Raw genomic sequence first — 26,158 nt, 5'->3', positions numbered from 1 at the left:
ACCAGCAGAGAAAGGCAGGTACGGCAATTTGCATCCACCCTCTCGATTGTTCATTCCGCAGACAACATAAGGCGCAATCGACCTCCTGCCCCCCAAATTTGACACTGCCAGGCTTCGCAGCGTTGACTAATTTGGTTGAGGTAGGTATTGCCTAACGTTCCCAGCGGAACGCCGTTACTGATCTGCACATTATGCGATCCGGTATTTAATGTCGCATTGAGTCCGGCCGAAACCAGAATCAGATTTTTAAGCTCACTATGATAATAGCCGACTAATAGCGGGAACTGTCCGGGTAAATTGGCCTGACGAAGCAGATGGTTGACCTGTTTCAATAATGCCCCCAGTTCCGGCAGGCGCTGATTCTGATGCGCGAGCTGATCCTGCAACAAGCCATTAAATAACGCCCGCAGAAGTAACGCCGCCAGCACACCGTTGTCACCGGCCCGGGTAACGTCCAGACAATAAAAGGCGAGATCGTTATCCGAGAGCGGCGCGATATCCAGAACCAGTCCTGGCTTATCCGCCGAAACCAGTTGTCGATAATTGACCCGGCAATGCGAAATAACCTGCTGTACCGGAGGCTGAAGCTCCTGAAGCAATTTCGCGGCGGCTGCGGGATTGTCCACCATCGCATCCCAGTCGCGAAACAGGCGCTCTTCTTCTTCAACACGGGAATTAAACATGTTCGGATAAAGACAGGCAAACACGGTTTCCCGCAGCCGGGTCAGGTCCTTTACCGGTTTCAGCAGAACGTCATCCACACCGAGGCGTAAGGCTTTGGCAATATCCGCCATATTCTCTGTCGCCGAGATCACCAGAATCGGCGTCTGGTCACCGCGGTTACGCAAATGCTCCACCAGGCTGAGGCCGTTCATCCTTGGCATGGCGAGATCGCAAATCATGAGATCGGGCGTGAAATCGGTTAAACGGTCCAGTGCCTCTAAGCCATCGCCCGCCAGTGCCGTTGTCGCTCCCAAAGAGGAAAACCAGGAATCCAGAAGCGAGCGGAAAACCGGCTCGTCCTCAACGATTAAAATCTGTTTTCCGACCAATGGCTGCGTCATGTTCTCTCCCCTGACTGGCTTTACTCAATAGTGGCATGCTATTGCCACACACGCCTGTCAGAATATGCTTAAGTGTAGTTAATAATGGTGCGTCAAACGCCGGCACGCACCAGAGGCAAAAGTTCGTCCATCTTTTTCTCTACCGCTAACCGCCCTGCTTCTATGGCAGCGCTGGCACGATGAAAATCCAGGGTGGAGATTTGTGGACAGAAAGGTTGAATTAATATGTCCGGCGGATCGCCCGCCATGCGGTTACGCTTCAGGCGATTTTCCAGCACCTGAATCGAGGTGGTCATGATTTCCATCGCGGTTGGTGCGGTCACCACGCGGCGTGCGGTGATATTACCCAGCCGCTCTTTCAGGCGTGCGTGCCAGGAGAGTCCTTCATCATCACCCTCCGGACTGTCATCGCTGACGTTCAACGACAGCAAATCCTGCTGCATCAGATGCGCGTCGTGTTGCAGATCGACGGCAATCACGATATCCGCGCCCAGTGCGCGGGTCAAAGAGATGGGAACCGGGTTAACGACACCGCCGTCCACCAGCCAGTAGCCATTGTGGGCGACGGGAGACATCAGGCCAGGGATACTGCAGGAGGCGCGAACGGCGAGATGGAGATCGCCTTCAGTAAACCATAATTCGCGTCCCGTACTGAGATTGGTCGCCACCGTTGCGAAACGACGACTGCACTGCTCAATTTCGGCCACAGGCATGACGTTGCGGTATTGATTGAAGACGCGCTCGCCGCGCAGCAGTCCGCCCCTTCGCCATGACAGGTCCATCAGACGCAGGACATCCCAATAGCTGAACGAGCAAACCCACTCTTCAAGCGCGGGCAATTTATTGCAGGCATAGGCGGCACCGACCAACGAACCGATGGAACACCCTGCAACGATATCAATATCAATGCCCATGTGTTTGAGGGCTTTGATGACACCAATATGCGACCAGCCTCGCGCAGCACCTGAGCCTAGCGCCAGACCTATTTTCATTTTTCTCATTTGACCGACAGACTTCCCCTGGCTTACGGGCGTAGCAACATCTCCAACGCTCAGTTAACATAGTGCTACCCAGGCTTTTTTTATACGCCGTTTTTTTATCAGGGAGTTTTTTGTGTCTCAACGTTGTCCCTGTGGTAGCGCAGTCGAGTATAGCCTATGTTGCCACCGATATCTGTCTGGTGAGCAAGTCGCACCCGATCCATCGCACCTCATGCGTTCGCGCTACTGCGCTTTTGTGATGAAAGACGCAGATTATTTAATCAGGACCTGGCATCCGACCTGTCACGCGGCCCGTTTTCGGGATGAGATCGGTGCAGGATTTGCCACGACCGAATGGCTGGGGCTAACCGTTTTCGAGCACACCGTCTCTGAGGCCGACAACACCGGCTACGTCAGTTTTGTCGCCCGTTTTCGCGAACACGATAAACCGGGGGCGATCATTGAACGTTCTCGTTTTTTAAAAGAAAACGGTCAGTGGTACTATATCGATGGTACACGCCCGCAATTGGGACGTAACGACCCCTGCCCTTGTGGTTCAGGTAAAAAATTTAAAAAATGCTGCGGCTAGTCAACTGCCCGACAGTATTCACTTAGCAAACATCATCAACAGGATTACCGCTGCAATGCATTCTTTACAACGAAAAGTGCTTCGTACCATCTGCCCTGACCAGAAAGGGCTTATCGCGCGGATTACGAATATTTGCTACAAACATGAACTGAATATTGTGCAGAACAATGAGTTTGTAGACCACCGAACCGGGCGCTTTTTCATGCGTACCGAACTGGAAGGGATTTTTAACGACTCCACGCTGCTGGCCGATCTGGACAGCGCCTTGCCGGAAGGCTCCATTCGTGAGTTGAATCCCGCCGGACGTCGTCGCGTGGTGATTCTGGTCACCAAAGAAGCGCATTGTCTGGGTGACCTGTTAATGAAAGCCAACTATGGCGGGCTGGATGTGGATATTGCCGCGGTGATTGGCAATCACGAAACGCTGCGTTCGCTGGTTGAGCGTTTTGAAATTCCCTTCGAACTGGTCAGTCATGAAGGTTTAACCCGCGAAGAGCACGACCAGAAGATGGCGGACGCGATTGACGCACACCAACCGGATTACGTGGTGCTGGCGAAATATATGCGCGTGCTGACGCCGGAATTTGTGGCCCGCTTCCCGAACAAAATTATCAATATTCACCACTCATTCCTGCCGGCATTCATTGGTGCACGACCTTACCACCAGGCTTACGAGCGCGGAGTGAAAATCATCGGCGCGACGGCGCACTATGTGAATGACAATCTGGACGAAGGTCCGATCATCATGCAGGACGTTATTCATGTGGATCACACCTACACGGCGGAAGATATGATGCGAGCCGGGCGCGACGTCGAAAAGAACGTGCTGAGCCGCGCGTTGTATCAGGTGCTTGCCCAGCGCGTATTTGTCTACGGCAATCGGACGATTATTCTTTAATCGACTGAGAAATGAATTGGTTAGCTTTACGCCTTTGCGGGTAAAAATCAGGCAACCAGTTTATTTTTCTCACCGGAATGCTTTACAGGGGCGCATCATTTGATATGATGCGCCCCGCTTCCCGAAATGGAAGCAGGCCAGTAAAGCGCATTACCCCGTGGTGGGGTTCCCGAGCGATCATAAGGGAGCTGACTGCAAATCTGCCGTCATCGACTTCGAAGTTCGACTCGAGCATAGCGAGAGAGCGTTACCGCATGTAACGATAATCCTTCAGGCTATGAAACACCAAACCCCGTGGTGGGGTTCCCGAGCGGCCAAAGGGAGCAGACTGTAAATCTGCCGTCATCGACTTCGAAGGTTCGAATCCTTCCCCCACCACCATCTCTTTCGAGATATCAAAGCATCACACCCCTGGCGGGGTTCCCGAGCGGCCAAAGGGAGCAGACTGTAAATCTGCCGTCATCGACTTCGAAGGTTCGAATCCTTCCCCCGCCACCATTATTTGCTACGGCAATGTAGCAACCCCGATAAGTTATGCAGAAGTTTGCACTTACCGGGAAGGGTGAGAGCCTTCGATTAAGGTTCGACTCGAGCGAAAGCGAGAGAACGTTACCGTAGGTAACGGCCCGAAGGGTGAGGAGCGAAGCGACGAATAATCCTTCCCCCGCCACCATCACTTCCCTATTGTCCCCGTTTAAATCCAAACTCTAATGCCCTATATTCTGCCCATGCGGGAAGGATGAGAAGTGTCGATTAAGGTTCGATTCGAGCAAAGCGAGAAAGCGTTTCAGCAGGTAACCTTTGCCCGGTGGCACTTCGTTTACCGGGCCTACCAGTTCGCCATCATGTAGGTCGGATAAGCGTAGCGCCATCCGACAATTCAGGTCGCACGACCCCATAAAAAAACCCTGCCGGAGCAGGGTTTAGTAGCACAAAAACCGTATCAGTGACGGGCGCGAACAATCTGGTATTTGCGCGTCAGGTACTCGACCGGCGCGCTCCAGATGTGTACCAGCCGGGAGAACGGGAACAGCAGGAACAGCGTCATCCCCAGCACCAGATGCAGACGGAAGATAAACGCCACACCCTCCAGATGCGCAGACGCGCCGCCGTGGAAGGTCACCACAGACTGTGCCCAGCCCACCAGTTTCATCATTTCGCTACCGTCCATATGCTGGGCGGAGAACGGAATAGTCAACAGTCCCAACGCGCACTGGATCACCAGCAGCGAAAGGATCAGGATATCGGCTCCGGTGGTGGTTGCCCGCACGCGTGGGCTGAACAGACGACGCTTAAGCAACAGTACACCGCCGACAAGGCACATCAGGCCCGCCGCACCGCCGCCAATCATCGCCATCTTCTGTTTCACTTCAATAGGCAGCCAGGCTTCATACATCCAGTGCGGCGTCAGCATGCCGAGGAAGTGGCCGGCAAAGATCCCCAATATCCCAAAATGGAACAGGTTCGATGCCATGTTCATCCCCTTGCGATCCAGCATCTGACTGGACCCGGCACGCCAGGTGTACTGACCATAGTCGTAACGCAACCAGCTACCAATCAGAAACACGGACCCGGCAATGTACGGGTAGATGTCAAAGAAGAACATATTCAGGAAGTGCATTATTGCTGTCCTCCGGTGGTGATATTCAGATATTGCGGCGCAACGGCTCCGGCAAAACGACGCTGATGAGCGGAAATTTCAGACTCGCCGCAGCCCTGATCGGCAAAGAATTTCACCTGCTCTTCTTCCCAGACCGCATCAAGCGCCTGCGGCGTATCATCGCGAACTTCATCCGCAATTTTCTCCGCGACTTTGTCGCTGTCGACAGTCGCATTCGCCAGTTTCAGCAGCAGATCGAACAGTACCGCATAGCGGCTTTCACGCTGTTGCAGACGCGCACCCAGCAGCGCCAGAATCGGAGCAATATCCTGCAACCCGCCCAGCGCCTCGCGCTTGGGCAACTGTGCCAGATACTCCAGATACAGCGGCAGATGGTCCGGCAGCTCACGGCTGTCGAGCTGTAAACCGTGCTGCTCGTACTGTGCCATCAGGTCAACCATCGCCTGACCGCGGTCGCGAGACTCACCGTGGACGTGTTCGAACAGCAACAGCGAGGTTGCCCGACCGCGGTCGAACAGTTCGCTGTAATTGGCCTGCGCATCCAGCATCTCCTGAGCGGTTAAGTCGCGCAGGAAAACGCTGAGCGTATGCGCATCCTCTTTATTGAGATTTTCAGATGACGCGAGTGCATCGTACAGTTCCTGCTGATGCTGCCACAGGGCAGCATCCGGGTACTCAAGCAGACGCGAAACAATGACGAGTTCAATCATTGGTGCGGCTCCGTTTTGCTGGTCACATCGATGGCATCAATGCGGCGGCTGTTAAACAGGTTGAACTTAGTATCAGAACCGTGGCAACCGTCGCCGAAGGTAAAGCCACAACCGCTTTTCTCCGGGAATGCATCACGCGCCAGTTCACGGTGGCTACTCGGTACCACGAAGCGATCTTCGTAGTTGGCAATCGCCAGGTAACGGTACATTTCCTGCGCCTGTGCTTCGCTTAAGCCCACCTCTTCCAGCGCGCGGGTGTCCACTTTGCCGTCAACCGTTTCCGCACGTTTGTAGTGGCGCATCGCCAGCATACGTTTCAGCGCCAGCAATACCGGCTGGGTATCACCTGCGGTGAGCAGGTTAGCGAGGTACTGAACCGGGATCCGCAGGCTGTCCACGTCAGGCAGAATGCCGTTGCTGCCCAGTTCGCCCGCATCCGCCGCCGACTGAATCGGTGACAGAGGCGGTACATACCACACCATCGGCAGCGTGCGATATTCCGGATGTAGCGGCAGTGCCAGCTTCCAGTCCATTGCCATTTTATAAACTGGCGACTGCTGCGCCGCGTCAATGACGCTCACCGGAATACCGTCTTTCAGCGCCTGTTCAATGACCGCCGGATCGTTCGGATCGAGGAACACATCCAGTTGGCGCTGGTAGAGATCTTTCTCATGCTCGGTGCTTGCTGCACTTTCAATCGCATCCGCGTCATACAGCAGCACGCCAAGGTAACGGATACGGCCCACGCAGGTTTCGGAGCACACGGTCGGCTGACCGGCTTCGATACGCGGATAGCAGAAGATGCACTTCTCAGACTTACCGCTCTTCCAGTTGAAGTAGATTTTTTTGTACGGGCAACCGGTGATACACATCCGCCAGCCACGGCACTTGTCCTGGTCGATCAGCACGATGCCGTCTTCTTCACGCTTATAGATGGCGCCGCTCGGGCAGGTCGCCACACACGCCGGGTTGAGGCAGTGTTCACACAGTCGCGGCAGATACATCATGAAGGTGTTTTCAAACTGGCCGTACATCGCCTTCTGCATGTTTTCGAAGTTCTTGTCTTGCGACAGCTTCTCAAACTCACCGCCCAGATCGTCCTCCCAGTTCGGCCCTTTTTCGATTTTCGCCATCCGCTGACCGGTAATCAGCGAGCGCGGACGCGCGATCGGCTGATGCTTACCTTCGGCTGCGTTATGCAGGTTCTGATAATCGAAATCAAACGGCTCGTAGTAGTCATCAATGCCCGGCAGATGCGGGTTAGCAAAGATTTTACCCAGCAGCATCGCACGGTTGCCCATGCGCGGCTGGATTTTGCCGTTGATTTTTCGGATCCAGCCGCCCTTGTATTTTTCCTGATCTTCCCAGTGGGTCGGGAAGCCGGTGCCAGGCTTGGTTTCAACGTTGTTGAACCACGCGTATTCAGCACCTTCACGGCTGGTCCAGACGTTTTTACAGGTCACGGAACAGGTGTGACAGCCGATGCACTTATCGAGATTCAGCACCATGCCGACTTGTGAACGAATTTTCATTTTACGCTCTCCTGTACCTGGTCATTGCCTTCGCCATCCAACCAGTTAATGTTCTTCATCTTACGTACCACCACGAACTCATCGCGGTTCGAACCGACGGTACCGTAGTAGTTAAAGCCGTAGGCCAACTGCGCATAGCCGCCGATCATGTGAGTTGGTTTCGGCGTAATACGGGTGACCGAGTTATGAATACCGCCGCGCTGCTCGGTGATTTCTGAGCCAGGAATGTTCACGATACGTTCCTGTGCGTGATACATCATGGTCATACCCGCGGGTACACGCTGGCTCACCACTGCGCGCGCAGTTAACGAACCGTTGCTGTTGAACACTTCGATCCAGTCGTTATCTTTGATCTCCAGATCGTTGGCATCCACTTCACTCATCCACACAATCGGACCACCGCGCCCCAACGTCAGCATCAGCAGGTTGTCACTGTAGGTGGAGTGAATGCCCCACTTCTGGTGCGGCGTCAGGAAGTTGAGCGCTTTTTCCGGGTTACCGTTGGATTTCTCGCCCATCACCGATTTCACCGAACGGGTATCAATTGGCGGACGATAAACCAGCAGGCTTTCGCCGAAATCACGCATCCACTGATGATCCTGATACAGCGACTGGCGACCGGTCAGCGTGCGCCACGGGATCAGCTCATGAACGTTGGTATAGCCCGCGTTGTAGGAGACGTGTTCGTCTTCAAGACCGGACCAGGTCGGGCTGGAGATGATTTTGCGCGGCTGGGCCTGGATATCGCGGAAGCGGATTTTTTCCTCTTCTTTGTTCGTCGCCAGATGGGTATGGTCGCGACCGGTAAACTCGCTGAGCGCCGCCCAGGCTTTCACCGCCACGTGACCGTTCGTTTCCGGGGCCAGCGTCAGGATCATCTCTGCCGCGTCAATGGCGGTATTGAGCATTGGCTGGCCTTTCGCCGGGCCGTCTGCCTTGGTGTAGTTAAGCTTGCGCAGCAGATCCATTTCGCTCTGCGTGTTCCAGGCGATCCCTTTACCGCCGTTACCGATTTTCTCCATCAGCGGACCAATCGAGGTAAAACGCTCATACGTTGCCGGATAATCACGTTCAACGGTCAGGATATGCGGCGCGGTAACGCCCGGAATCAGGTCACATTCGCCTTTTTTCCAGTCCTTCACATCCAGCGGCTGTGCCAGTTCGGCGGCAGAGTCGTGCTGAATTGGCAGCGTGACGACATCCGTCTCTTTCCCGAGGTGCCCCACGCACACTTCTGAGAATTTCTTCGCGATAGCTTTGTAGATTTCCCAGTCGCTTTTTGATTCCCATGCCGGGTCAACGGCGGCGGAAAGCGGATGAATAAACGGATGCATATCCGAGGTATTCATGTCGTCTTTCTCATACCAGGTAGCGGTTGGCAGCACGATATCGGAGTACAGACAGGTGCTCGACAGACGGAAGTCCAGCGTTACCACCAGATCCAGTTTGCCGTCGAGACCGTTGTCCTGCCATTCCACTTCTTCCGGCTTCACGCCGCCCTGCTTGCCCAGGTCTTTGCCCTGAATACCGTGCTCGGTTCCCAGCAGGTACTTCAGCATGAATTCGTGACCTTTACCGGAGGAGCCCAACAGGTTGGAGCGCCAGATGAACAGGTTGCGTGGATGGTTTTTCCCATTTTCCGGCTGTTCGGCCGCGAAACGAATCGAACCGTCTTTCAGCGACTTGACGGTGTAATCCACCGGCGTCATCCCGACCTTCTTCGCCTCTTGTGCGATGGTCAGCGGGTTGGTGCCAAGCTGTGGTGCAGACGGCAGCCAGCCCATGCGCTCGGCACGCACGTTGAAGTCAATCAGATGTCCGCTGTAGCGCGATTTATCCGCCAGCGGCGACAGCAGCTCCTGTGCGGTAACCGTCTCATATCGCCACTGACTGGAGTGGTTGTAGAAGTACGACGTACTGTTCATGTGACGTGCCGGACGCTGCCAGTCAAGGGCAAACGCCAACGGCTGCCAGCCGGTCTGCGGACGCAGTTTTTCCTGGCCGACATAGTGCGCCCAACCGCCGCCGCTCTGGCCGATACAGCCACAGAACACCAGCATGTTGATAAGCCCGCGATAGTTCATATCGAGGTGGTACCAGTGGTTCAGACCGGCACCGACGATGATCATCGAACGACCGTGCGTCTTATCCGCATTGTCGGCAAACTCACGCGCGATGCGGGTGATCTGCGCACGCGGAACGCCGGTAATTTGCTCTGCCCACGCCGGGGTGTACGCTTTGATATCGTCGTAGCTGGTTGCGCAGTTAGCATCGTTCAGACCGCGTTCCAGACCGTAGTTGGCCATCGTCAGATCGTAAACGGTGGTGACCAGCGCCGTGGTGCCGTCCGCCAGTTGCAGGCGTTTAACCGGCAGTTTGTGCAGCAGCACATTTTCCAGCGCCACTTTATTAACGTGTTCGGTGCCTTCACCGCCGAAGTACGGGAAGCCCACCTCGGCGATCTCGTCCTGGCTGCCCAGCAGACTCAATTGCAGTTCCGTCTCGGTACCGGTCGTCCCGTCGCGCTGCTCAAGGTTCCATTTGCCCTTCTCGCCCCAGCGGAAACCAATAGAACCGTTCGGCGCGACCATATCGCCATTGCTGTTGATGGCAACGGTTTTCCATTCCGGGTTGTTTTCCTGGCCCAGCGCGTCAACAAGGTCTGCGGCGCGCAGCATACGACCCGCAGCATAGTAACCGTCACGCTCTTCCAGCATCACCAGCATTGGCATGTCGGTGTAGCGACGCACGTAGTCGGTAAAGTACTGGCTCGGGTTGTCGAGATGGAATTCACGCAGCATGACGTGACCCATTGCCAGCGCCATCGCCGCATCAGTCCCCTGCTTCGGGGCCAGCCAAAGGTCGCACAGTTTGGCGATCTCAGCGTAGTCCGGCGTTATCGCAACGGTTTTAGTGCCTTTATAGCGGACTTCGGTAAAGAAGTGGGCATCCGGCGTACGGGTCTGGGGAACGTTAGAACCCCAGGCGATGATGTAGCTGGAGTTGTACCAGTCAGCGGATTCCGGCACGTCAGTCTGCTCACCCCAGGTCTGCGGTGAGGCCGGAGGCAGGTCGCAGTACCAGTCGTAGAAGCTCAGGCAGGTCCCGCCAATCAAGGAGAGGTAACGTGCACCGGACGCATAGGAGACCATTGACATCGCCGGGATCGGCGAAAAACCAGCCACGCGATCAGGGCCGTAAGTTTTCACGGTATAGACGTTGGAGGCGGCAATCAGTTCATTGACTTCCTGCCAGGAGGAGCGGACGAAACCACCACGACCTCGCGCTTGTTTGAAGCTTTTTGCTTTATCGGCGTCTTCGATGATGGAGGCCCAGGCGTCAACCGGATCGCTGTGCAGTTTCTTCGCTTCACGCCACATCTTCATCAGACGTTTGCGCATCAGCGGATATTTCAGACGGTTAGCACTGTAGAGATACCAGGAGTAGCTGGCGCCGCGCGGACAGCCGCGAGGCTCGTGGTTTGGCATGTCCGGACGGGTACGTGGGTAGTCCGTTTGCTGGGTTTCCCAGGTCACCAGACCATTTTTAACGTAGATTTTCCAGCTGCATGAGCCGGTGCAGTTAACCCCGTGGGTTGAACGCACAACTTTGTCGTGCTGCCAACGCTGGCGATATCCATCCTCCCAGTCCCGGTTGGTTTCGAGAAGCTGGCCGTGCCCATCGGCAAAGGTTTCACCCTTCTGCTTGAAGTAGCGAAATCGGTCCAGGAATTTACTCATCGGTTCTCTCCTGTGGAGCCTGACGGCTCTCTGATAAATCGACATTCAGATAAATCGACATTGCTTGATTGAGAGCGAAGGTAACGCTCTGAAAGGACGTGAGAATTGATAACGATCAAGGTGGAAAGGGATGAAAACGGGGAGTAAATCTGGACATACCCCTTTCGGATGATTTGATTATTTCATTTATTGTATTGATTTAATTGATTATTTTATTCATCACGCATTCGGCGAGTGTTTAATTCTTTACAAGTGGGTATTAAGGGGTATGCCCCCTGGAGACACCCTCCGGCTGAGGGGGTGGCAGAACGGTGCGAACAACAAACCAAAAGTATGTTGTAACTAAATAAGATACAAAAAAAGCGCGGTCTAACGCCGCGCAAGTGAGTAATACATGACTGCTCTTTTTATTTTTTCGAATGCCGTCCGTATACCAACCAGGTGATAACCACACAGGCGATATAGAAGATCAGGAAGACTTTCATCGCGCCAACCGGCGAGCCGGTTAAGGCCAGCGAGGTGCCAAATGCTTTCGGGATAAAGAAGCCGCCAATGGCCCCAATCGCTGAGATAAAGCCTAACGCTGCCGCCGTATCGGTCGCCGCTTCGCGCATCGCTTTCTCTTCAGAGCCGCCTTCCGCCTTCACGCGATCCATCGTCAGCTTACGGAAGATAACGGAGATCATCTGGAAGGTGGAACCACTGCCCAGCCCTGCCGTCATAAATAGCGCAAGGAAGACCACGAAGAAGGCGATGAAACTGCCGCCGGTCCCGTTGGTCGGTAACGTCAGGAACAGCAGGCCGCTGAAAATGGCCATCAGCACGAAGTTCACCAGCGTGACGCGCGTCCCGCCTAAACGGTCAGAGATAGCCCCGCCCGCCGAACGCGCCAGCGCGCCGACAAAGGGACCAAAAAATGCATAGTGCAGGATCTGAATCTCCGGGAATTGCGTTTTTGACAGCATCGCAAAGCCTGCGGAAAACCCGATGAACGAGCCGAAAGTCGCCAGATAGAGCAGGCTCATGATCCACAGGTGACCACGTTTGAGGACCGGCAGTTGTTCTTTCAGTGACGCCTTCGACGTCGCCAGTTCGTTCATGCCGAACCAGGCCGCCAGCGTAAAGAGAGCGAGAAACGGTACCCAGACCCACGCGGCATTCGCCAGATATAGCTGTGAACCGTCCGGTTGTTCAACCCCGTGGCTGCCAAAGATGGCGAATATCGACAGAGAGACCACCAGCGGCGCAACCAGTTGCATGACGCTGACGCCCATATTCCCCAAACCGCCGTTCAGCCCCAGCGCACCGCCCTGCTTCTGTTTCGGAAAGAAGAAGCTGATGTTCGCCATACTGGAGGCAAAGTTCGCGCCGGCAAAACCGCAAAGCAAAGAGATCAAAATGAAGGTGCTGAACGGTGTGGAAGTATCCTGCACCGCAAACCCTAACCAGACGCACGGAATAATCAGGATCCCGGTACTGAACGCGGTCCAGCGACGGCCGCCAAAGACCGGTACCATGAAAGAGTAAGGCACACGTAACAACGCGCCGGAGACCGACGGTAATGCCGTCAGCATAAACAGCTGATCAGTCGTAAAGTTGAAGCCGACTTTCGGCAGATTCACCGCAACAGCGCTGAACAACATCCAGACGCAAAACGCCAGCAGCAGACAAGGGACGGAAATCCACAGGTTGCGACTGGCGATACGTTGACCTCGCTGCGCCCAGAACGCCGGGTCTTCCGGCCGCCATTCTGTGATTACAGCTCCAGATGCCCTTTCCGGGGCGGATGAGTGACTCATAGACACCTCTGATACTCGATTCGATGCCTGCAACATTAGGGTTTACAGCGCAAGGTAAGTTGATATAAATCAAAGGAAAAGTTGTCGATATCACAGCAAAAAAATCATGATCACCCTAAGTGAGTAGAATAATTCGACAAGAAATACGTGGTTTTTCACAGTGCTGCCCGCCGCAGGTACCCCCTTCCTCAAATCCTCTCCGATCGCGGCAATTAAGAGGTAACTCGTTTTAGGTATGGGTATACTCCAGGGGATGGTCGAGAATAACGCCACTGCCCAATTCTGACCGGCAGTCTCGTCATTCATTAAGGTTTCCACATTCGCTGTCCGGAGGCCTGAAGGAAGAAGGTTTTATGCTAAAACGTTGTCTCTCTCCGCTCACGCTGGTTAACCAGGTGGCGCTCATTGTGATGCTCTCTACCGCCATTGGCGTGGCGGGTATGGCTGTCTCTGGCTGGCTAGTCCAGGGCGTACAGGGCAGCGCGCACGCCATCAATAAAGCGGGCTCACTGCGGATGCAAAGCTATCGCCTGCTCGCGGCGGTGCCGTTGAACGCTGACGACCAGAAACTGCTTAATGAGATGGAACAGACGGCGTTCAGCCCGGAACTAACCCGTGCGGCAGAACGCGACGGCCAGCAGGCGCAACTGCGTGCACTCCAGGATTACTGGCATCGCGAACTGTCTCCTGGCCTGCAACAGGCCAGCAGCAGAGAGGCCGTCGCCGCCGACGTCAGCCAGTTCGTCACCGGTCTTGACAGGCTCGTCTCCGCGTTTGATCACATCACCGAAATGCGCATCGAACGCGTGGTAATGGTGCACCGGGTGATGGCGATTTTCATGGCGCTGCTGCTGGTCTTTACCATTATCTGGTTGCGGGCGCGTCTGCTTCAGCCGTGGAAACAACTGCTGTCGATGGCCCGTGCCGTCAGCCAGCGCGACTTCACTCAGCGCGCGCAGATCGGCGGGCGCAATGAGATGGCGATGCTCGGCGATGCGCTTAATAACATGTCAGACGAACTGGCGGAAAGCTATTCGGTGCTCGAACAGCGCGTCAGGGAAAAAACCGCCGGGCTGGAGCAGAAAAACCAGATCCTCTCTTTTCTCTGGCAGGCGAACCGTCGTCTGCATTCACCGGTACCGCTTTGCGAACGGCTCTCCCCGGTGCTGAACGGTCTGCAAAACCTGACCCAAATGCATGACATCGAACTGCGGGTGTATGACCAGGAAGACGAAGATAACCATCAGGAATTTACCTGCCAGTCCGATATCAGCTGTGATGATAAGGGGTGCCATCTCTGCCCGCGCGACGCGCTGCCGCAAATTGAAGGGGGAATGACGCTGAAATGGCGCTTAACGGACACCCACACCCAATACGGCATTTTACTGGCGACCCTGCCGCAGGGGCGTCACCTGAGTCACGATCAGCAACAACTGGTGGATACCGTCGTGGAACAACTCACCGCAACGCTGGCGCTGGATCGCAATCAGGAACGCCAGCAGCAGTTGATTGTCATGGAAGAGCGTGCAACCATTGCGCGCGAACTGCATGATTCTATTGCACAATCACTGTCCTGTATGAAGATGCAGGTCAGTTGCCTGCAAATGCAGGGAGAGACGTTGCCGGACAGTAGCCGCGACCTGCTGAGCCAGATCCGCAACGAACTGAACGCTTCATGGGCGCAACTGCGCGAACTGTTGACCACGTTCCGCTTACAGTTGACCGAGCCCGGTCTGCGCCCGGCGCTGGAAGCCAGTTGTCAGGAATACAGCGCCCGTTTTGGCTTTACGGTGAAACTGGATTATCAGCTACCACCGCGTCTGGTGCCTTCGCATCAGGCGATTCATCTACTGCAAATTGCCCGCGAAGCCTTAAGCAATGCGCTTAAGCACTCTCACGCTGATGAAGTGATAGTCAACGTAGCGCTAAAGGGCAAGCAGGTTAAATTGACTGTACAAGACAACGGCTGCGGCGTTCCTGAGAATGCCGAACGCAGTAACCACTATGGCATGATCATCATGCGCGACCGGGCGCAGAGCCTGCGCGGAGATTGCCAGGTACGCCGTCGCGAGACGGGCGGTACTGAAGTCGCTGTCACCTTTATTCCCGAAAAATACTTCACAGAAGTTCAAGGAGATACCCATGAATAATCAGGAACCGGCAACTATCCTGCTCATCGACGATCATCCGATGCTGCGGACAGGCGTCAAACAGCTTGTCAGCATGGCACCCGATATTACCGTGGTCGGTGAAGCCAGTAACGGCGAGCAGGGTATCGAACTGGCCGAATCGCTTGACCCGGATCTGATCCTGCTCGACCTGAACATGCCGGGGATGAACGGGCTGGAAACCCTCGACAAACTGCGTGAGAAGGCGCTGTCCGGTCGAATTGTGGTGTTCAGCGTGTCGAATCATGAAGAGGATGTCGTGACGGCGCTCAAGCGCGGCGCTGACGGTTATCTGTTGAAAGACATGGAACCGGAAGACTTGCTTAAGTCGTTACAGCAGGCCGCTGCCGGAGAGATGGTATTAAGCGAAGCGTTAACGCCGGTACTGGCTGCCAGCCTGCGCGCCAACCGAGCCACCTCCGATCGCGACGTCACGCAACTGACCCCACGTGAGCGCGACATTCTGAAGCTTATCGCCCAGGGCCTGCCGAACAAAATGATTGCCCGCCGTCTGGATATCACCGAAAGCACGGTGAAAGTCCACGTGAAGCATATGCTGAAGAAAATGAAGCTCAAATCACGCGTCGAAGCGGCAGTGTGGGTGCATCAGGAACGCATCTTCTGATTACTCCTCCGGGAGCAACCTCCAGCGCGGATCGTCCTCTGGCATTGTCATAAACGGTTCAGTTAGCGCGAGCGTGATCTCATTGGAAGAGACACGCTGCCCCTTCTCATCTTCCACCACCACCGACAGTCGCCAGCGGTTACTCGCGCCTTCACTGCTGTCCCAGGCCGGCATAATGACCGTCCAGCCCTCAGCACTTTCTGCGTTTGCGCCCGCCGTCAGACTCAGCGCCTGCATATCCCCCTGCCAGGTGATATGGCGAATGCCATGCAGACTGCGTACCTGTAATTTTAGCGGTACCGTTTCGCCCGCATGCAGATCCCACGGCGGGGTCGCCAGAAATACGCTCAGGGTTTTACGCTGACGATACTCCATCGTCGGCAGGTTGTTGCGCTGCGGATTGTCATAGCGGCTTCCGCGCAGCGACTGACTTTCCGCCACTTCGCTTGCCGCCAACTGTTTTTTCAACGGCACGCCGAAGCGGTAATTCAGGTTCAGTCCGAGGTTGTTCTGGCTGAGGCCGCTCTCTCCCTGCTTGTGCTGAGCGGTTACGGTCACCAGCGGAACCGGAGTGTAGTTCAGCCCCAACTTCACCGCCACCGGGTTGTGATAGCCCGTTCCTGAATCGAACAGATCCACACTGTCGCCAAAATATTGCTCCACGCTGACGCGGGTGTTGAGAAATTCGTAGAACGGCATTCGCATTTCAGCCGTGACGTCGTAACCGCGCGCCATTCGTTGCTCCAGCGTCGGCGTATGGGCGCGCCATGAGGCAAACGGCTGGTAATAATTGGCCGAAAGTCGCAGGTATTCCCCCCACGCTTCGGCACCCAGTCCACCGCGCTGAAGGTTTTCATCCAGCAGATTATCGTAGAAGGTGTTATAGCCGAGCAGCCAACCGTCGCGCGCCCAGCGCTGGCCGATACCCACATTACTCACCAGTCCGTCATCCTGCTGGGTAAGCCCCAGTTGACTCCAGGTGAGGTAGCGCGAGTTATCCTGCCAGGGAACGAGCCAGCTTCCGCGACTGCCGTTGAAATTGCCTTCGTTATCGACCTGTACGTCGACGCTGGCCCTGCCCCACGGCGACAGCCAGGATTCCAGGTGTTGATTCACCTGCTCACTCACCGCGTCGCGCACCTGGCCAAAGGCAAACTGTTTTGCCTGCTCACCGGTGTCAAGACCGTTGTCGATCATGCTCGCCTCGCCAAAGGCTTTCGCCATCTCGGCGAAATGTTTTTCGCCTTCATGCGAGTCGGGCGCCATCCCCAGATCGGGCAGCCCGTCCTGATTATTGTCAAAGGGATTTTCGGCCTGTTGCATAAAGGAGGATTGTGCACTGGCCGTACCGCCTGCCAGCAGCAAGAGTAACCAGAGAGGGACGGGATGCGATACAAAACGGCTCAAATCGACGATGGCTTCTTACACAGTTCAGTTAACTTAACTCGTTAAAAGCTTACCTGACTCAGGGATGTTTTGCAGACTTTCTCACACTTTCAGGAATATCCTTACTCTTGCCTGGTATTCCTTTTCGTCAGACTTTCATTGGTAACACTCCGCTTGCGCGGTAACATAACGGGCTGACAAATCAAACCTCCCTGCTTACAGGAGTCAACATGCAAAAGATAGTGATCATTGCCAACGGTGCGGCATACGGTAGCGAATCGTTATTCAACAGCCTGAGACTGGCGATCGCGTTACGTGAACAGGCGGGCGATCTCGACCTGCGACTGTTTCTGATGTCGGATGCCGTCACGGCGGGTTTACGCGGTCAGAAGCCCGCAGAAGGTTATAACATTCAGCAGATGCTGGAGATTCTCACCGCCCAGAATGTCCCGGTCAAACTGTGCAAGACCTGCACAGACGGACGCGGGATCACGGCGCTGCCGCTGATTGACGGCGTGGAAGTCGGCACGCTGGTAGAACTGGCGCAGTGGACGCTGGCCGCCGACAAAGTTCTGACGTTCTAATCACTCTTTTCAGGTGAGCTTGCTGAAACAGCCGGTAATTTCCGAATTTAATCTTATTGGGGCGTATCTTTACCAAAAGTAAGTGCGCCCGATCACGCTTTTCTCAGGCATTTTGTCACTATTGTTTAATCGTTATGCCATTTTTTGATCAAAATCAGCATCCGAAGCCTAACTCTTTGGTGTTATGCCTCATGGGTAAAATGTGAACAACATCACGCAGCACTTCCTAAGGGAAGTACGTTGTTTTCAATACGGGGTGAGAAATGGCATTAGTAAAGGCAAGTTTGAAGTTATTTGGTGGGGATACTGTGGTCGTACGCTGTTCTGAGTGTTGCCACATTCATCTGATGAGCGAGAAGAATCACGTTAAAGACGCGCAGACCGACATATTAAGCGTGCAAAATCGTGATAACGCGTGGTTGACCGTACCGTATACCGGCGTCTGGAATGTATTGATCGACAGCCATAGCCAGTCGCTTGAACATTCCATCAGTTATATCGCCGCCTGATACGCGAATTGCCCGGTAGCGCCTGTGCCTACCGGGTTTATATAAGCCTCACGCGAAACCCGGGCGCAAAACACCTTCCGGCAGAGATTCACCTAACAACCCCCGAACGTTAGTCACCAGGTCGTTAAGACATTCATCCTGCATTCCCAGTTTCTGCAACTCCTGTTCGAGCGAAAACAGGTACTGCGCGTTGGTGCCAAGCGGCCCACTGGCGGCAGCAATCAGCGGGGCGATAATTTGCGCACGCGTGTCCGACTCATACAGCGGATGGCGCGGGTCCATAATGAACACCAGCGCATTCACCGTTCGCCCGTCGTCCAGCGCCAGTTGGCACCAGGTTGGCAGATAGCAACCGGTGATCATTTCTCGCTTCCACAGCAAGGTTAACTCCTGCTCAAGCGAAGCATCCGGGAGACGATAGGCCACGCCAGTGGTGCGCCCGCCCTCTTTCAGTGCAAGCATTCGCCCCGGCTGGCACGCGGTTCCGCGCCCTGCCGTAAGACGCAGGCAAAATGCCCGATGCCATCCCACCAGCGTACCGGTGCATGACTCATCAAATTCTAGCGCCGGGTTCCACATCAACGATCCATAACCGAAGATCCACACCGGTCCATCATCTGGTCGACAAGCCAGCGTCGCCGCAAGGGACGCCGCACGTTGTTCTGCTGACCATAAGAGTGATTCTTCAATAGCACCAAATGCCGTCTTACAATCGGCATTCATCAAGAAATCACGCGTTAACACCTTACACCTCCGCCACTGCATACTTCCCTGCGACAACTTTTTGACGCCTTCCGGGCATTTTAACTGCTCATTTTGAAACCAATATCACGACAATATGCAATTCACGGGCCGCTTGCAAGGCTGCAACGGTTGCGGGTAGCACGATTCGCCCATGCGTTCACGGGGGCTGTAGCGTTAAACCTTATAAGTTAAGTGGTTAGGTTTTCTTATGCCACTTATCATCTTCACCTTTGGCATACTCTTTTTTCACTGCCGCCCACGCGACTTTATGCGCGGTCTCTTCCCGACTGGCATCATCACGGCGAGAGGCGTTGTCCTTATACTGCTCCCAGGCGCTATTGAACGCCTCCTTGTAGATAGCCTGGGCATGGGCGGGTAAGACGTGCTGTACACTGTCTGGTAGATCTTTTTTCGCATGATAAGGCATCATTGACTCCGCTTTTTGGCTAAACCTAAAGTGTGGTCAACCCTGGACGCCGCTGCCACTGTAAAAAGGTTTATTAACCCTACGACCATCATAAGGTGTTGTTATTTAAACATTCAAAAAGCAAGAGTTTCTCTTTCTGTCGTTTTAAAGGTGAAATGCGGGAATGCCGTAAAATTTCGTAAAATATCACCAGAAAGCCTGCGTTTTCTGTTATTTTTTACACGCTTTATTACATTTATAACTAAAATCGACCTGCAGAGATGGAGAGCATTAATGACACATGCACAAGAGGCGGTGAAAACCCGCCATAAGGAGACATCGCTTATTTTCCCGGTTGTGGCGCTGGTAGTGCTATTCCTTTGGGGAAACAGCCATTCACTACCAGCGGTGATCGGAATTAACCTTCTTGCCCTGATTGGTATTTTAAGCAGCGCCTTTAGCGTTGTTCGTCACGCCGACGTACTGGCCCACCGCCTCGGCGAACCCTATGGCTCACTCATTCTGAGTCTGTCAGTGGTCATTCTCGAAGTTAGCTTGATCTCAGCCCTGATGGCGACCGGCGATGCGGCACCCAAGCTGATGCGCGACACGCTTTATTCCATCATCATGATTGTGACCGGTGGTCTGGTGGGTTTTTCACTGTTACTGGGCGGGCGTAAATTCGCAACGCAGTATATGAACCTGTTCGGTATTAAGCAGTATCTTATTGCCCTGTTTCCGCTGGCGATTATCGTGCTGGTATTTCCAATGGCGCTGCCGGGCGCGAATTTCACCACCAGCCAGGCGCTGTTGGTCGCTTTAATTTCTGCCGCGATGTACGGCGTGTTCCTGCTCATTCAAACCAAAACGCACCAGAGCCTGTTTGTCTATGAGCATGAAGATGACAGCGACGACGACGACCCGCATCACGGTAAGCCCTCAGCGCACAGCAATTTGTGGCATGCCGTCTGGCTGGTGATTCATCTGATTGCGGTGATTGCCGTCACCAAGATGAACGCGAACCCGCTGGAGACGCTGCTGACTGAGCTGAACGCCCCGGTCGCCTTTACCGGCTTCCTTGTCGCACTGCTGATCCTCTCCCCGGAAGGGCTTGGGGCGCTGAAAGCCGTGTTGAATAATCAGGTACAGAGAGCAATGAACCTGTTCTTTGGTTCGGTGTTGGCAACCATCTCCCTGACGGTACCGGTGGTGACGCTGATTGCATGGGCAACGGGGAATGACCTGGTGTTCGGCTTAGGCGCGCCGGAAATGGTCGTGATGGTGGCGTCGCTGGTGCTGTGCCATATCTCGTTCTCAACGGGACGCACCAACGTGCTGAACGGTGCGGCGCATCTGGCACTGTTTATCGCCTATCTGATGACGATATTTGCCTGACCTTGCAGGCAAAAAAAACCCCGCTGCGGCGGGGTTTTCTGTTTCTGCGAGACTTAGTTCTCGGTATCCAGCTCGTCAAAGCTTTTCACCAGATCGTCAACCGCTTTCATCTGCACAAGGAACTGTTCCAGCTTCGCCAGCGGCAGCGCGGACGGACCGTCGCATTTCGCGTTGGCCGGATCCGGGTGCGCTTCGATGAACAGACCGGCCAGACCGACCGCCATACCCGCACGCGCCAGCTCAGTCACCTGACCGCGACGACCGCCAGAGGCTGCACCGAAGGGGTCGCGGCACTGCAACGCGTGGGTCACATCGAAAATGACCGGGCTGTTACCGGAGACTTTCTTCATCACGCTGAAGCCCAGCATATCAACGACCAGGTTGTCATAACCAAAGTTTGCCCCTCGGTCACACAGGATCACCTTATCGTTACCGCCTTCATGGAATTTATCCACGATGTTACCCATCTGACCCGGGCTCACGAACTGCGGTTTCTTCACGTTGATGACTGCGCCGGTTTTCGCCATCGCTTCCACCAAATCGGTCTGACGCGCGAGGAACGCCGGTAACTGAATCACATCCACAACGTCAGCAACAGGCTGCGCCTGGCTGGCTTCATGAACGTCGGTGATCACTTTCACGCCAAAGGTCTGCTTCAGTTCCTGGAAGATTTTCATCCCTTCTTCCAGGCCCGGTCCACGGTAGGAGTGGATAGAAGAACGGTTGGCTTTATCAAAAGAGGCCTTGAACACGTAAGGGATACCCAGTTTCTGGGTAACGGTCACGTAGTGCTCACAAATGCGCATCGCCAGATCGCGCGATTCCAGCACGTTCATACCACCAAACAGCACGAACGGTAGATCGTTTGCTACCTTGATGTCGCCAATGCTAACCACTTTTTGTTTCATAGGATCGCCTTAATGATGAGTAAGAATGTCGATAAATTAATGCAGGACAATTTGCTTGTGCGAGATGTTATTAATCTGCGCACGAATCATTTCGCTGATCGGGTCTTCCGGACACTGCTCAACGAAATAGCTTAAATCGGTCAGCGCGACATGTTCACATTCCAGTTGCGCATAAATTAAGCCCCGGTCACGTATTTCGTACGGATCTTCCGGGTTAAATTGCAGTAACGCTTCACTCGCACGCAGCGCCAGTTCCATCTGTTGTTCTTCCATTAGAGAAGATTTCAACGTGTCCAGCAGCTTGCGAATGACTTCTGCGTTATCCGCTTCATCCAGGTCTTCGTTAAATAACTCTGCGACCGGACTGATATTCCCCTTCAGCCATACTTCCAGCGTATGCTCATTCAACGTTTCACCATTGAACGGGTTGATGAGCCACATTTCGCCTTCCAGCGACTCAATACGCAAAATAAGCTGCGTCGGGAAAATCACCGGGACCAGCGGCAATGACAACCGGTTGGCGATCCACAATAAGATCGCCCCCAGAGACACCGCGCTGCCCTGGCGGTTCTTCAGTACCTGGTCAAGCCATAATGCGTCGGACAAACGGTAAACGCCGCGGGTGTCAGTAAAACCCCACTCGCCGTAGAAAAGTGCCAGCAATTTTTCCAGTTGCTCATCCTGAGACAAAAGCTGGCTAATTTCTTCTTGCGCCTGGCTGACCAGACGTTCCAGCTCGTCATAGACAGTTTGCGAAGGAAAATCCAGACGGATCGATTCCGATGCCAGGATCATCCCATCACACAATGGAGCTTTATTAAATTCGAAATCAGCTAACGACCTCATGACTTACCCCAGTAACGGTATTTTTGTGGTGGCGAGTTTAATGATGATGTACAGCACCACCAGTGCCAGCGGGAACGCGATTAACCGCGCCTGCCGACTGCGCGCCCGACGGTAATCGAGCGCCATAAAACCCAAAACGATGTAAATGATAACTCCAAACAGCTTCTCAGTCAGCCATGTCCCCTGCTCCGTGAATGGCAGGATGTGCGTTTTAGCGATCAACCCCACGCCACTAAGCAGCAAAAAGGTGTCAACAACCGGCGGTACGACGCGCGTCCAGCGCGCGTGAGCCCGCGCAGAGTGACATTCAGCCCACCCGAAGCGCAACACAAACAGACTAATGGAAAGCGCAATACTGATGAGGTGAACGCTGAGCAAGAGCGTAACGCTGTTCATGCAGGTTTACGTCCGAGCGTAATACGCTCGTTATCACCATAATCACGACAGGTTTCTACCGCCTGGTAGCCCGCGCGAATGAAGGCGTCACGTACGGCAGCGCCCTGCTGCCAGCCATGCTCGAGCAGCAGATAACCGCCAGCTTCCAGTCGCGTGCGCGATTGTTCGATGATGTGCACAATGTCGGCCATTCCGCCATCGCGGGCGACCAGGGCGGTCAGCGGTTCAAAGCGGACATCGCCCTGCGCCAGATGCGGATCCTGTTCGTCAATGTACGGCGGATTGCTGACAATCATCGCAAACTGCTGCCCCGACAAGGCGCTAAACCAGTCGCTTTGCTGGATATGAACATTGTGAATGGCCAGATGGGTGGCATTACGCTGCGCCAGTTCAACGGCTTCCGGCATCCTGTCAACCGCCGTAACCTCACAGTCAGGACGTTCAGACGCCAGCGCCAGCGCAATCGCGCCGGTGCCGGTACCGAGATCGAGAATACGGCACGGGCCTGACGGCAGACGCGCCAGCGCCTGTTCCACCAGACATTCGGTATCCGGACGCGGGATAAGCGTGGCGGGCGAGACAAACAGCGGCAATGACCAGAACTCACGTACGCCGGTCAAGTGCGCAATGGGCTCCCCCTGTTTGCGACGCGCCAGTAACCTGTCCAGCTGTTCACGCTGGGCGTCGGTTATTGCCGTTTCACCAAATGCCAGGATATACGTGCGCCCTTTTCCGGTCACGAATTCGAGTAAGATCTCGGCATCGCGGCGCGGGCTTTCACTCTCCTGTAGCTGGCTTATCGCCTCACGTAACCAGTGCTGAAAATCCATTATTCCTGCTCGGACAGCGCCGCCAGCTGATCGGCCTGGTATTCCTGCACGATAGGCTCAATCAGCATATCCAGTTTGCCTTCCATCGCTTCATCCAGGCGGTAGAGCGTCAGGTTGATACGGTGATCGGTTACACGCCCCTGCGGGAAGTTGTAGGTCCGGTTACGGTCGCTGCGATCGCCGCTGCCCAGCAGGTTGCGACGCGTTGAGGCTTCCGCCTGCTGACGTCGTGCCACTTCGGCTGCGCGAATACGCGCGCCCAGCACCGACATCGCTTTGGCTTTGTTTTTGTGCTGCGAACGTTCGTCCTGACACTCCACCACAATGCCGGTCGGCAGGTGGGTGATACGGATGGCGGAGTCGGTGGTGTTAACGTGCTGGCCACCCGCCCCGGAGGAGCGGAAGGTATCAATACGCAGATCGGCCGGGTTGATATCCGGCAGTTCGGCTTCCGGTAACTCTGGCATCACCGCTACGGTACAGGCGGAAGTGTGGATACGTCCCTGCGATTCAGTGGCCGGGACACGCTGCACGCGATGTCCACCGGACTCAAATTTCAGGCGACCATAGACGCCGTCGCCGCTGATCTTGGCGATAATCTCTTTATACCCGCCGTGCTCGCCTTCGCTGGCGCTCATGATCTCCACCCGCCAGCGGCGTGTTTCCGCATAGCGGCTGTACATGCGGAAAAGATCGCCGGCAAACAGGGCGGCTTCGTCACCGCCGGTCCCGGCACGAACTTCCAGAAACGCATTGCGCTCATCGTCCGGATCTTTCGGCAGCAGCAGTACCTGTAACTGCTGTTCCAGTTGTTCACTCTTGTCTTTCGCTTCGCGCAGTTCTTCCTGCGCCATCTCACGCATTTCAGGATCGTCGAGCATCATTTGTGCTGTTTCGATATCGTCCTGAATCTGTTGCCAGTCCGTAAAACAGCGAGAAACATCGCTAAGTTGTGCATACTCACGCGACAATGCGCGAAAACGTTCCTGGTCTGCGATGGTTCCCGCATCACCCAGCAGCGCCTGAACTTCTTCATGGCGTTCATGCAGGGCTTCCAGTTTGGCAACGATAGAAGGCTTCATAGGCGTAAATGCACCTTGTAAAAAGAAGGGTGTGTTGCTACTCCAGCCCGAGGCTGTCGCGCAAAATATTCAGGCGTTCGTCATCCCCGTCACGGGCGGCCTGCTGAAGAGATTTGGTTGGTGCATGGATCAGGCGATTGGTCAGTTTCCATGCCAGATCCTGCATAATGGTTTGCGCGTCGCCGCCCTGTTCCAGAGCTGCCAGCGCTTTCGCGGTCAATTCATCACGTACCTGCTCAGACTGACTACGGTATTCACGAATGGTTTCACTGGCGCCCTGAGCGCGCAGCCAGGCCATAAACTCGCTGGTTTCCTGCGCAACAATGGTTTCGGCTTCCACCGCCGCGGCTTTGCGCTGCGCCAGGTTGTGCGAAATAATGCTCTGCAGATCGTCAACGCTATAGAGATAGGCGTTAGCCAGATTGCCGACTTCCGGTTCGACATCGCGCGGAACGGCGATATCCACCAGCAGCATCGGCTGATTGCGGCGGCTTTTCAGCGCGCGCTCCACCATTCCTTTGCCGATGATAGGCAACGGGCTGGCGGTTGAACTGATGATAATGTCGGCTTCACGCAGGCGTTCGTCGATGTCGCTGAGCGCGATAACTTCGGCACCCACTTCATCGGCCAGAACCTGTGCCCGCTCGCGGGTGCGGTTGGCGATGATCATCTTCTGCACTTTGTGTTCGCGCAGATGACGCGCCACCAGTTCGATGGTTTCGCCCGCGCCGACCAGCAGCACGGTAACCGTGGAGAGCGATTCAAAGATCTGGCGTGCCAGCGTACAGGCGGCAAACGCAACGGACACCGCGCTGGCACCGATATCAGTTTCCGTACGGACTCGTTTGGCGACAGAGAAAGATTTCTGGAACATTCGCTCCAGCGCGCTGGCGTTCAGATGGCCTTTTTGCGAATCCGCAAAGGCCTTTTTCACCTGACCGAGAATTTGCGGCTCACCCAGTACCAGCGAATCCAGACCGCTGGCGACACGCATCAGATGGCTGACCGCGTCGTTATCCTGGTGCCAGTAGAGGCTGCTGCGCAGCTCCTCTTCGTTGAGGTTATGGTAGTCGCATAACCAACGAATCAGCGCCTCATGCAGATTGTCCTGCTCTTCCACACTAAGATACAGCTCCGTGCGATTACACGTCGACAAGACCACGCCGCCCTGCACCATTGGCTGCGCAAGCAGGCTTTCCAGCGCCTGATCGAGCGTATCCGGCGAAAACGTTACGCGTTCTCGCAGCGATACAGGTGCCGTCTTATGGTTAATGCCGAGCGCTAAAAGGGTCATGTCTGCGGGAGTAGTACCAGCGTTGATATGGTTAGTCTGCTCGCATCATACA

Annotated in this window: 23 protein-coding genes, 2 tRNA genes and 1 other RNA gene; 10 read left to right on the top strand and 16 right to left on the bottom strand. The window is 54.9% G+C overall.

Annotation, left to right across the window (positions count from 1 at the left end):
- Positions 1-50 precede the first annotated feature (50 nt).
- Positions 51-1,064: a two-component system response regulator RssB gene (gene rssB / locus GBC03_16270; GenBank protein QFS71645.1), complete on the bottom strand. Its 1,014-nt coding sequence runs from the start codon at positions 1,062-1,064 to the stop codon at positions 51-53.
- Between the two features lie 92 nt (positions 1,065-1,156).
- Complete coding sequence (rssA, locus tag GBC03_16265) at positions 1,157-2,065, bottom strand: patatin-like phospholipase RssA (protein QFS71644.1); 909 nt, start codon at positions 2,063-2,065, stop codon at positions 1,157-1,159.
- Positions 2,066-2,177: 112 nt separating this feature from the next.
- Here rssA and GBC03_16260 point away from each other — a divergent pair, with 112 nt between their 5' ends.
- The 5 genes from GBC03_16260 to GBC03_16240 all read left to right on the top strand — a co-directional run bounded on the left by GBC03_16260 (position 2,178) and on the right by GBC03_16240 (position 4,204).
- On the top strand, positions 2,178-2,633 hold the full coding sequence (locus GBC03_16260; protein ID QFS71643.1) for a YchJ family protein: 456 nt from the start codon (positions 2,178-2,180) through the stop codon (positions 2,631-2,633).
- A gap of 55 nt (positions 2,634-2,688) precedes the next feature.
- Positions 2,689-3,531 carry a formyltetrahydrofolate deformylase gene (gene purU, locus GBC03_16255; GenBank protein ID QFS71642.1) on the top strand — a complete coding sequence of 281 codons (843 nt, stop codon included), beginning with the start codon at positions 2,689-2,691 and terminating at the stop codon, positions 3,529-3,531.
- A 296-nt stretch (positions 3,532-3,827) separates the two neighbouring features.
- A tRNA-Tyr gene (locus GBC03_16250) sits at positions 3,828-3,912 on the top strand.
- 32 nt (positions 3,913-3,944) lie between these two features.
- Positions 3,945-4,029: transfer RNA gene (locus GBC03_16245), tRNA-Tyr, on the top strand.
- A 43-nt stretch (positions 4,030-4,072) separates the two neighbouring features.
- Positions 4,073-4,204: non-coding RNA, RtT sRNA (locus GBC03_16240), on the top strand.
- 270 nt (positions 4,205-4,474) lie between these two features.
- On the opposite strand, the gene narI is transcribed toward GBC03_16240, so the two are convergent.
- From narI to GBC03_16215, 5 genes are all read right to left on the bottom strand, one after another.
- Entirely contained in the window at positions 4,475-5,152 is a 678-nt protein-coding gene (narI, locus tag GBC03_16235) for a respiratory nitrate reductase subunit gamma (protein ID QFS71641.1), read from the bottom strand.
- Positions 5,152-5,862: a nitrate reductase molybdenum cofactor assembly chaperone gene (gene narJ, locus GBC03_16230; protein QFS71640.1), complete on the bottom strand. Its 711-nt coding sequence runs from the start codon at positions 5,860-5,862 to the stop codon at positions 5,152-5,154. Before narJ ends, narI begins: the two co-directional genes overlap by 1 nt.
- Complete coding sequence (gene narH, locus GBC03_16225) at positions 5,859-7,394, bottom strand: nitrate reductase subunit beta (GenBank protein QFS71639.1); 1,536 nt, start codon at positions 7,392-7,394, stop codon at positions 5,859-5,861. The genes narJ and narH overlap by 4 nt, the downstream gene beginning before the upstream one ends.
- A complete protein-coding gene (locus GBC03_16220; protein QFS71638.1) occupies positions 7,391-11,134 on the bottom strand; it encodes a nitrate reductase subunit alpha in 3,744 nt (1,247 codons plus the stop codon). Before GBC03_16220 ends, narH begins: the two co-directional genes overlap by 4 nt.
- A gap of 407 nt (positions 11,135-11,541) precedes the next feature.
- Complete coding sequence (locus GBC03_16215) at positions 11,542-12,933, bottom strand: NarK family nitrate/nitrite MFS transporter (protein QFS71637.1); 1,392 nt, start codon at positions 12,931-12,933, stop codon at positions 11,542-11,544.
- A gap of 353 nt (positions 12,934-13,286) precedes the next feature.
- Here GBC03_16215 and narX point away from each other — a divergent pair, with 353 nt between their 5' ends.
- Positions 13,287-15,083, top strand: coding sequence for a nitrate/nitrite two-component system sensor histidine kinase NarX (gene narX / locus GBC03_16210; GenBank protein QFS71636.1), 1,797 nt, complete (start codon positions 13,287-13,289; stop codon positions 15,081-15,083).
- Entirely contained in the window at positions 15,076-15,726 is a 651-nt protein-coding gene (gene narL, locus GBC03_16205; protein ID QFS71635.1) for a two-component system response regulator NarL, read from the top strand. The genes narX and narL overlap by 8 nt, the downstream gene beginning before the upstream one ends.
- Here the strand turns inward: narL and GBC03_16200 are convergent, their stop codons facing one another.
- A complete protein-coding gene (locus GBC03_16200; protein QFS71634.1) occupies positions 15,727-17,133 on the bottom strand; it encodes a YchO/YchP family invasin in 1,407 nt (468 codons plus the stop codon).
- 209 nt (positions 17,134-17,342) lie between these two features.
- On the opposite strand from GBC03_16200, the gene GBC03_16195 reads away from it, so the two are divergent.
- Entirely contained in the window at positions 17,343-17,696 is a 354-nt protein-coding gene (locus GBC03_16195; protein QFS71633.1) for a hypothetical protein, read from the top strand.
- A 263-nt stretch (positions 17,697-17,959) separates the two neighbouring features.
- Entirely contained in the window at positions 17,960-18,205 is a 246-nt protein-coding gene (locus GBC03_16190; GenBank protein QFS71632.1) for a DUF1883 domain-containing protein, read from the top strand.
- Positions 18,206-18,253: 48 nt separating this feature from the next.
- Here the strand turns inward: GBC03_16190 and GBC03_16185 are convergent, their stop codons facing one another.
- A complete protein-coding gene (locus GBC03_16185) occupies positions 18,254-18,949 on the bottom strand; it encodes a gamma-glutamylcyclotransferase (protein ID QFS71631.1) in 696 nt (231 codons plus the stop codon).
- A gap of 196 nt (positions 18,950-19,145) precedes the next feature.
- The gene (gene chaB / locus GBC03_16180; protein ID QFS74031.1) at positions 19,146-19,376 is read right to left on the bottom strand and encodes a putative cation transport regulator ChaB; all 231 of its coding nucleotides are present in this window, start codon (positions 19,374-19,376) and stop codon (positions 19,146-19,148) included.
- Between the two features lie 273 nt (positions 19,377-19,649).
- Here chaB and chaA point away from each other — a divergent pair, with 273 nt between their 5' ends.
- Positions 19,650-20,750 (top strand): sodium-potassium/proton antiporter ChaA, encoded by a 1,101-nt coding sequence (gene chaA / locus GBC03_16175; GenBank protein QFS71630.1) that lies wholly within the window; start codon positions 19,650-19,652, stop codon positions 20,748-20,750.
- Between the two features lie 53 nt (positions 20,751-20,803).
- Here chaA and kdsA read toward each other — a convergent pair whose 3' ends face one another.
- Genes kdsA through hemA form a run of 6 tightly spaced genes read right to left on the bottom strand, consistent with a single transcriptional unit; the run spans position 20,804 to position 26,106 of the window.
- A complete protein-coding gene (kdsA, locus tag GBC03_16170; protein ID QFS71629.1) occupies positions 20,804-21,658 on the bottom strand; it encodes a 3-deoxy-8-phosphooctulonate synthase in 855 nt (284 codons plus the stop codon).
- A 36-nt stretch (positions 21,659-21,694) separates the two neighbouring features.
- Complete coding sequence (locus GBC03_16165) at positions 21,695-22,504, bottom strand: tetratricopeptide repeat-containing protein (protein QFS71628.1); 810 nt, start codon at positions 22,502-22,504, stop codon at positions 21,695-21,697.
- A gap of 3 nt (positions 22,505-22,507) precedes the next feature.
- On the bottom strand, positions 22,508-22,900 hold the full coding sequence (locus GBC03_16160; protein ID QFS71627.1) for a SirB family protein: 393 nt from the start codon (positions 22,898-22,900) through the stop codon (positions 22,508-22,510).
- Positions 22,897-23,730, bottom strand: coding sequence for a peptide chain release factor N(5)-glutamine methyltransferase (prmC, locus tag GBC03_16155; protein ID QFS71626.1), 834 nt, complete (start codon positions 23,728-23,730; stop codon positions 22,897-22,899). The genes GBC03_16160 and prmC overlap by 4 nt, the downstream gene beginning before the upstream one ends.
- Entirely contained in the window at positions 23,730-24,812 is a 1,083-nt protein-coding gene (gene prfA, locus GBC03_16150; protein QFS71625.1) for a peptide chain release factor 1, read from the bottom strand. Before prfA ends, prmC begins: the two co-directional genes overlap by 1 nt.
- A gap of 37 nt (positions 24,813-24,849) precedes the next feature.
- Positions 24,850-26,106 (bottom strand): glutamyl-tRNA reductase, encoded by a 1,257-nt coding sequence (hemA, locus tag GBC03_16145; protein QFS71624.1) that lies wholly within the window; start codon positions 26,104-26,106, stop codon positions 24,850-24,852.
- Positions 26,107-26,158: the final 52 nt, after the last annotated feature.

It is taken from the genome of Citrobacter telavivensis (assembly GCA_009363175.1).
GTDB lineage: Bacteria > Pseudomonadota > Gammaproteobacteria > Enterobacterales > Enterobacteriaceae > Citrobacter_A > Citrobacter_A telavivensis.
This window is presented reverse-complemented; position numbering and strand designations above follow the sequence as displayed.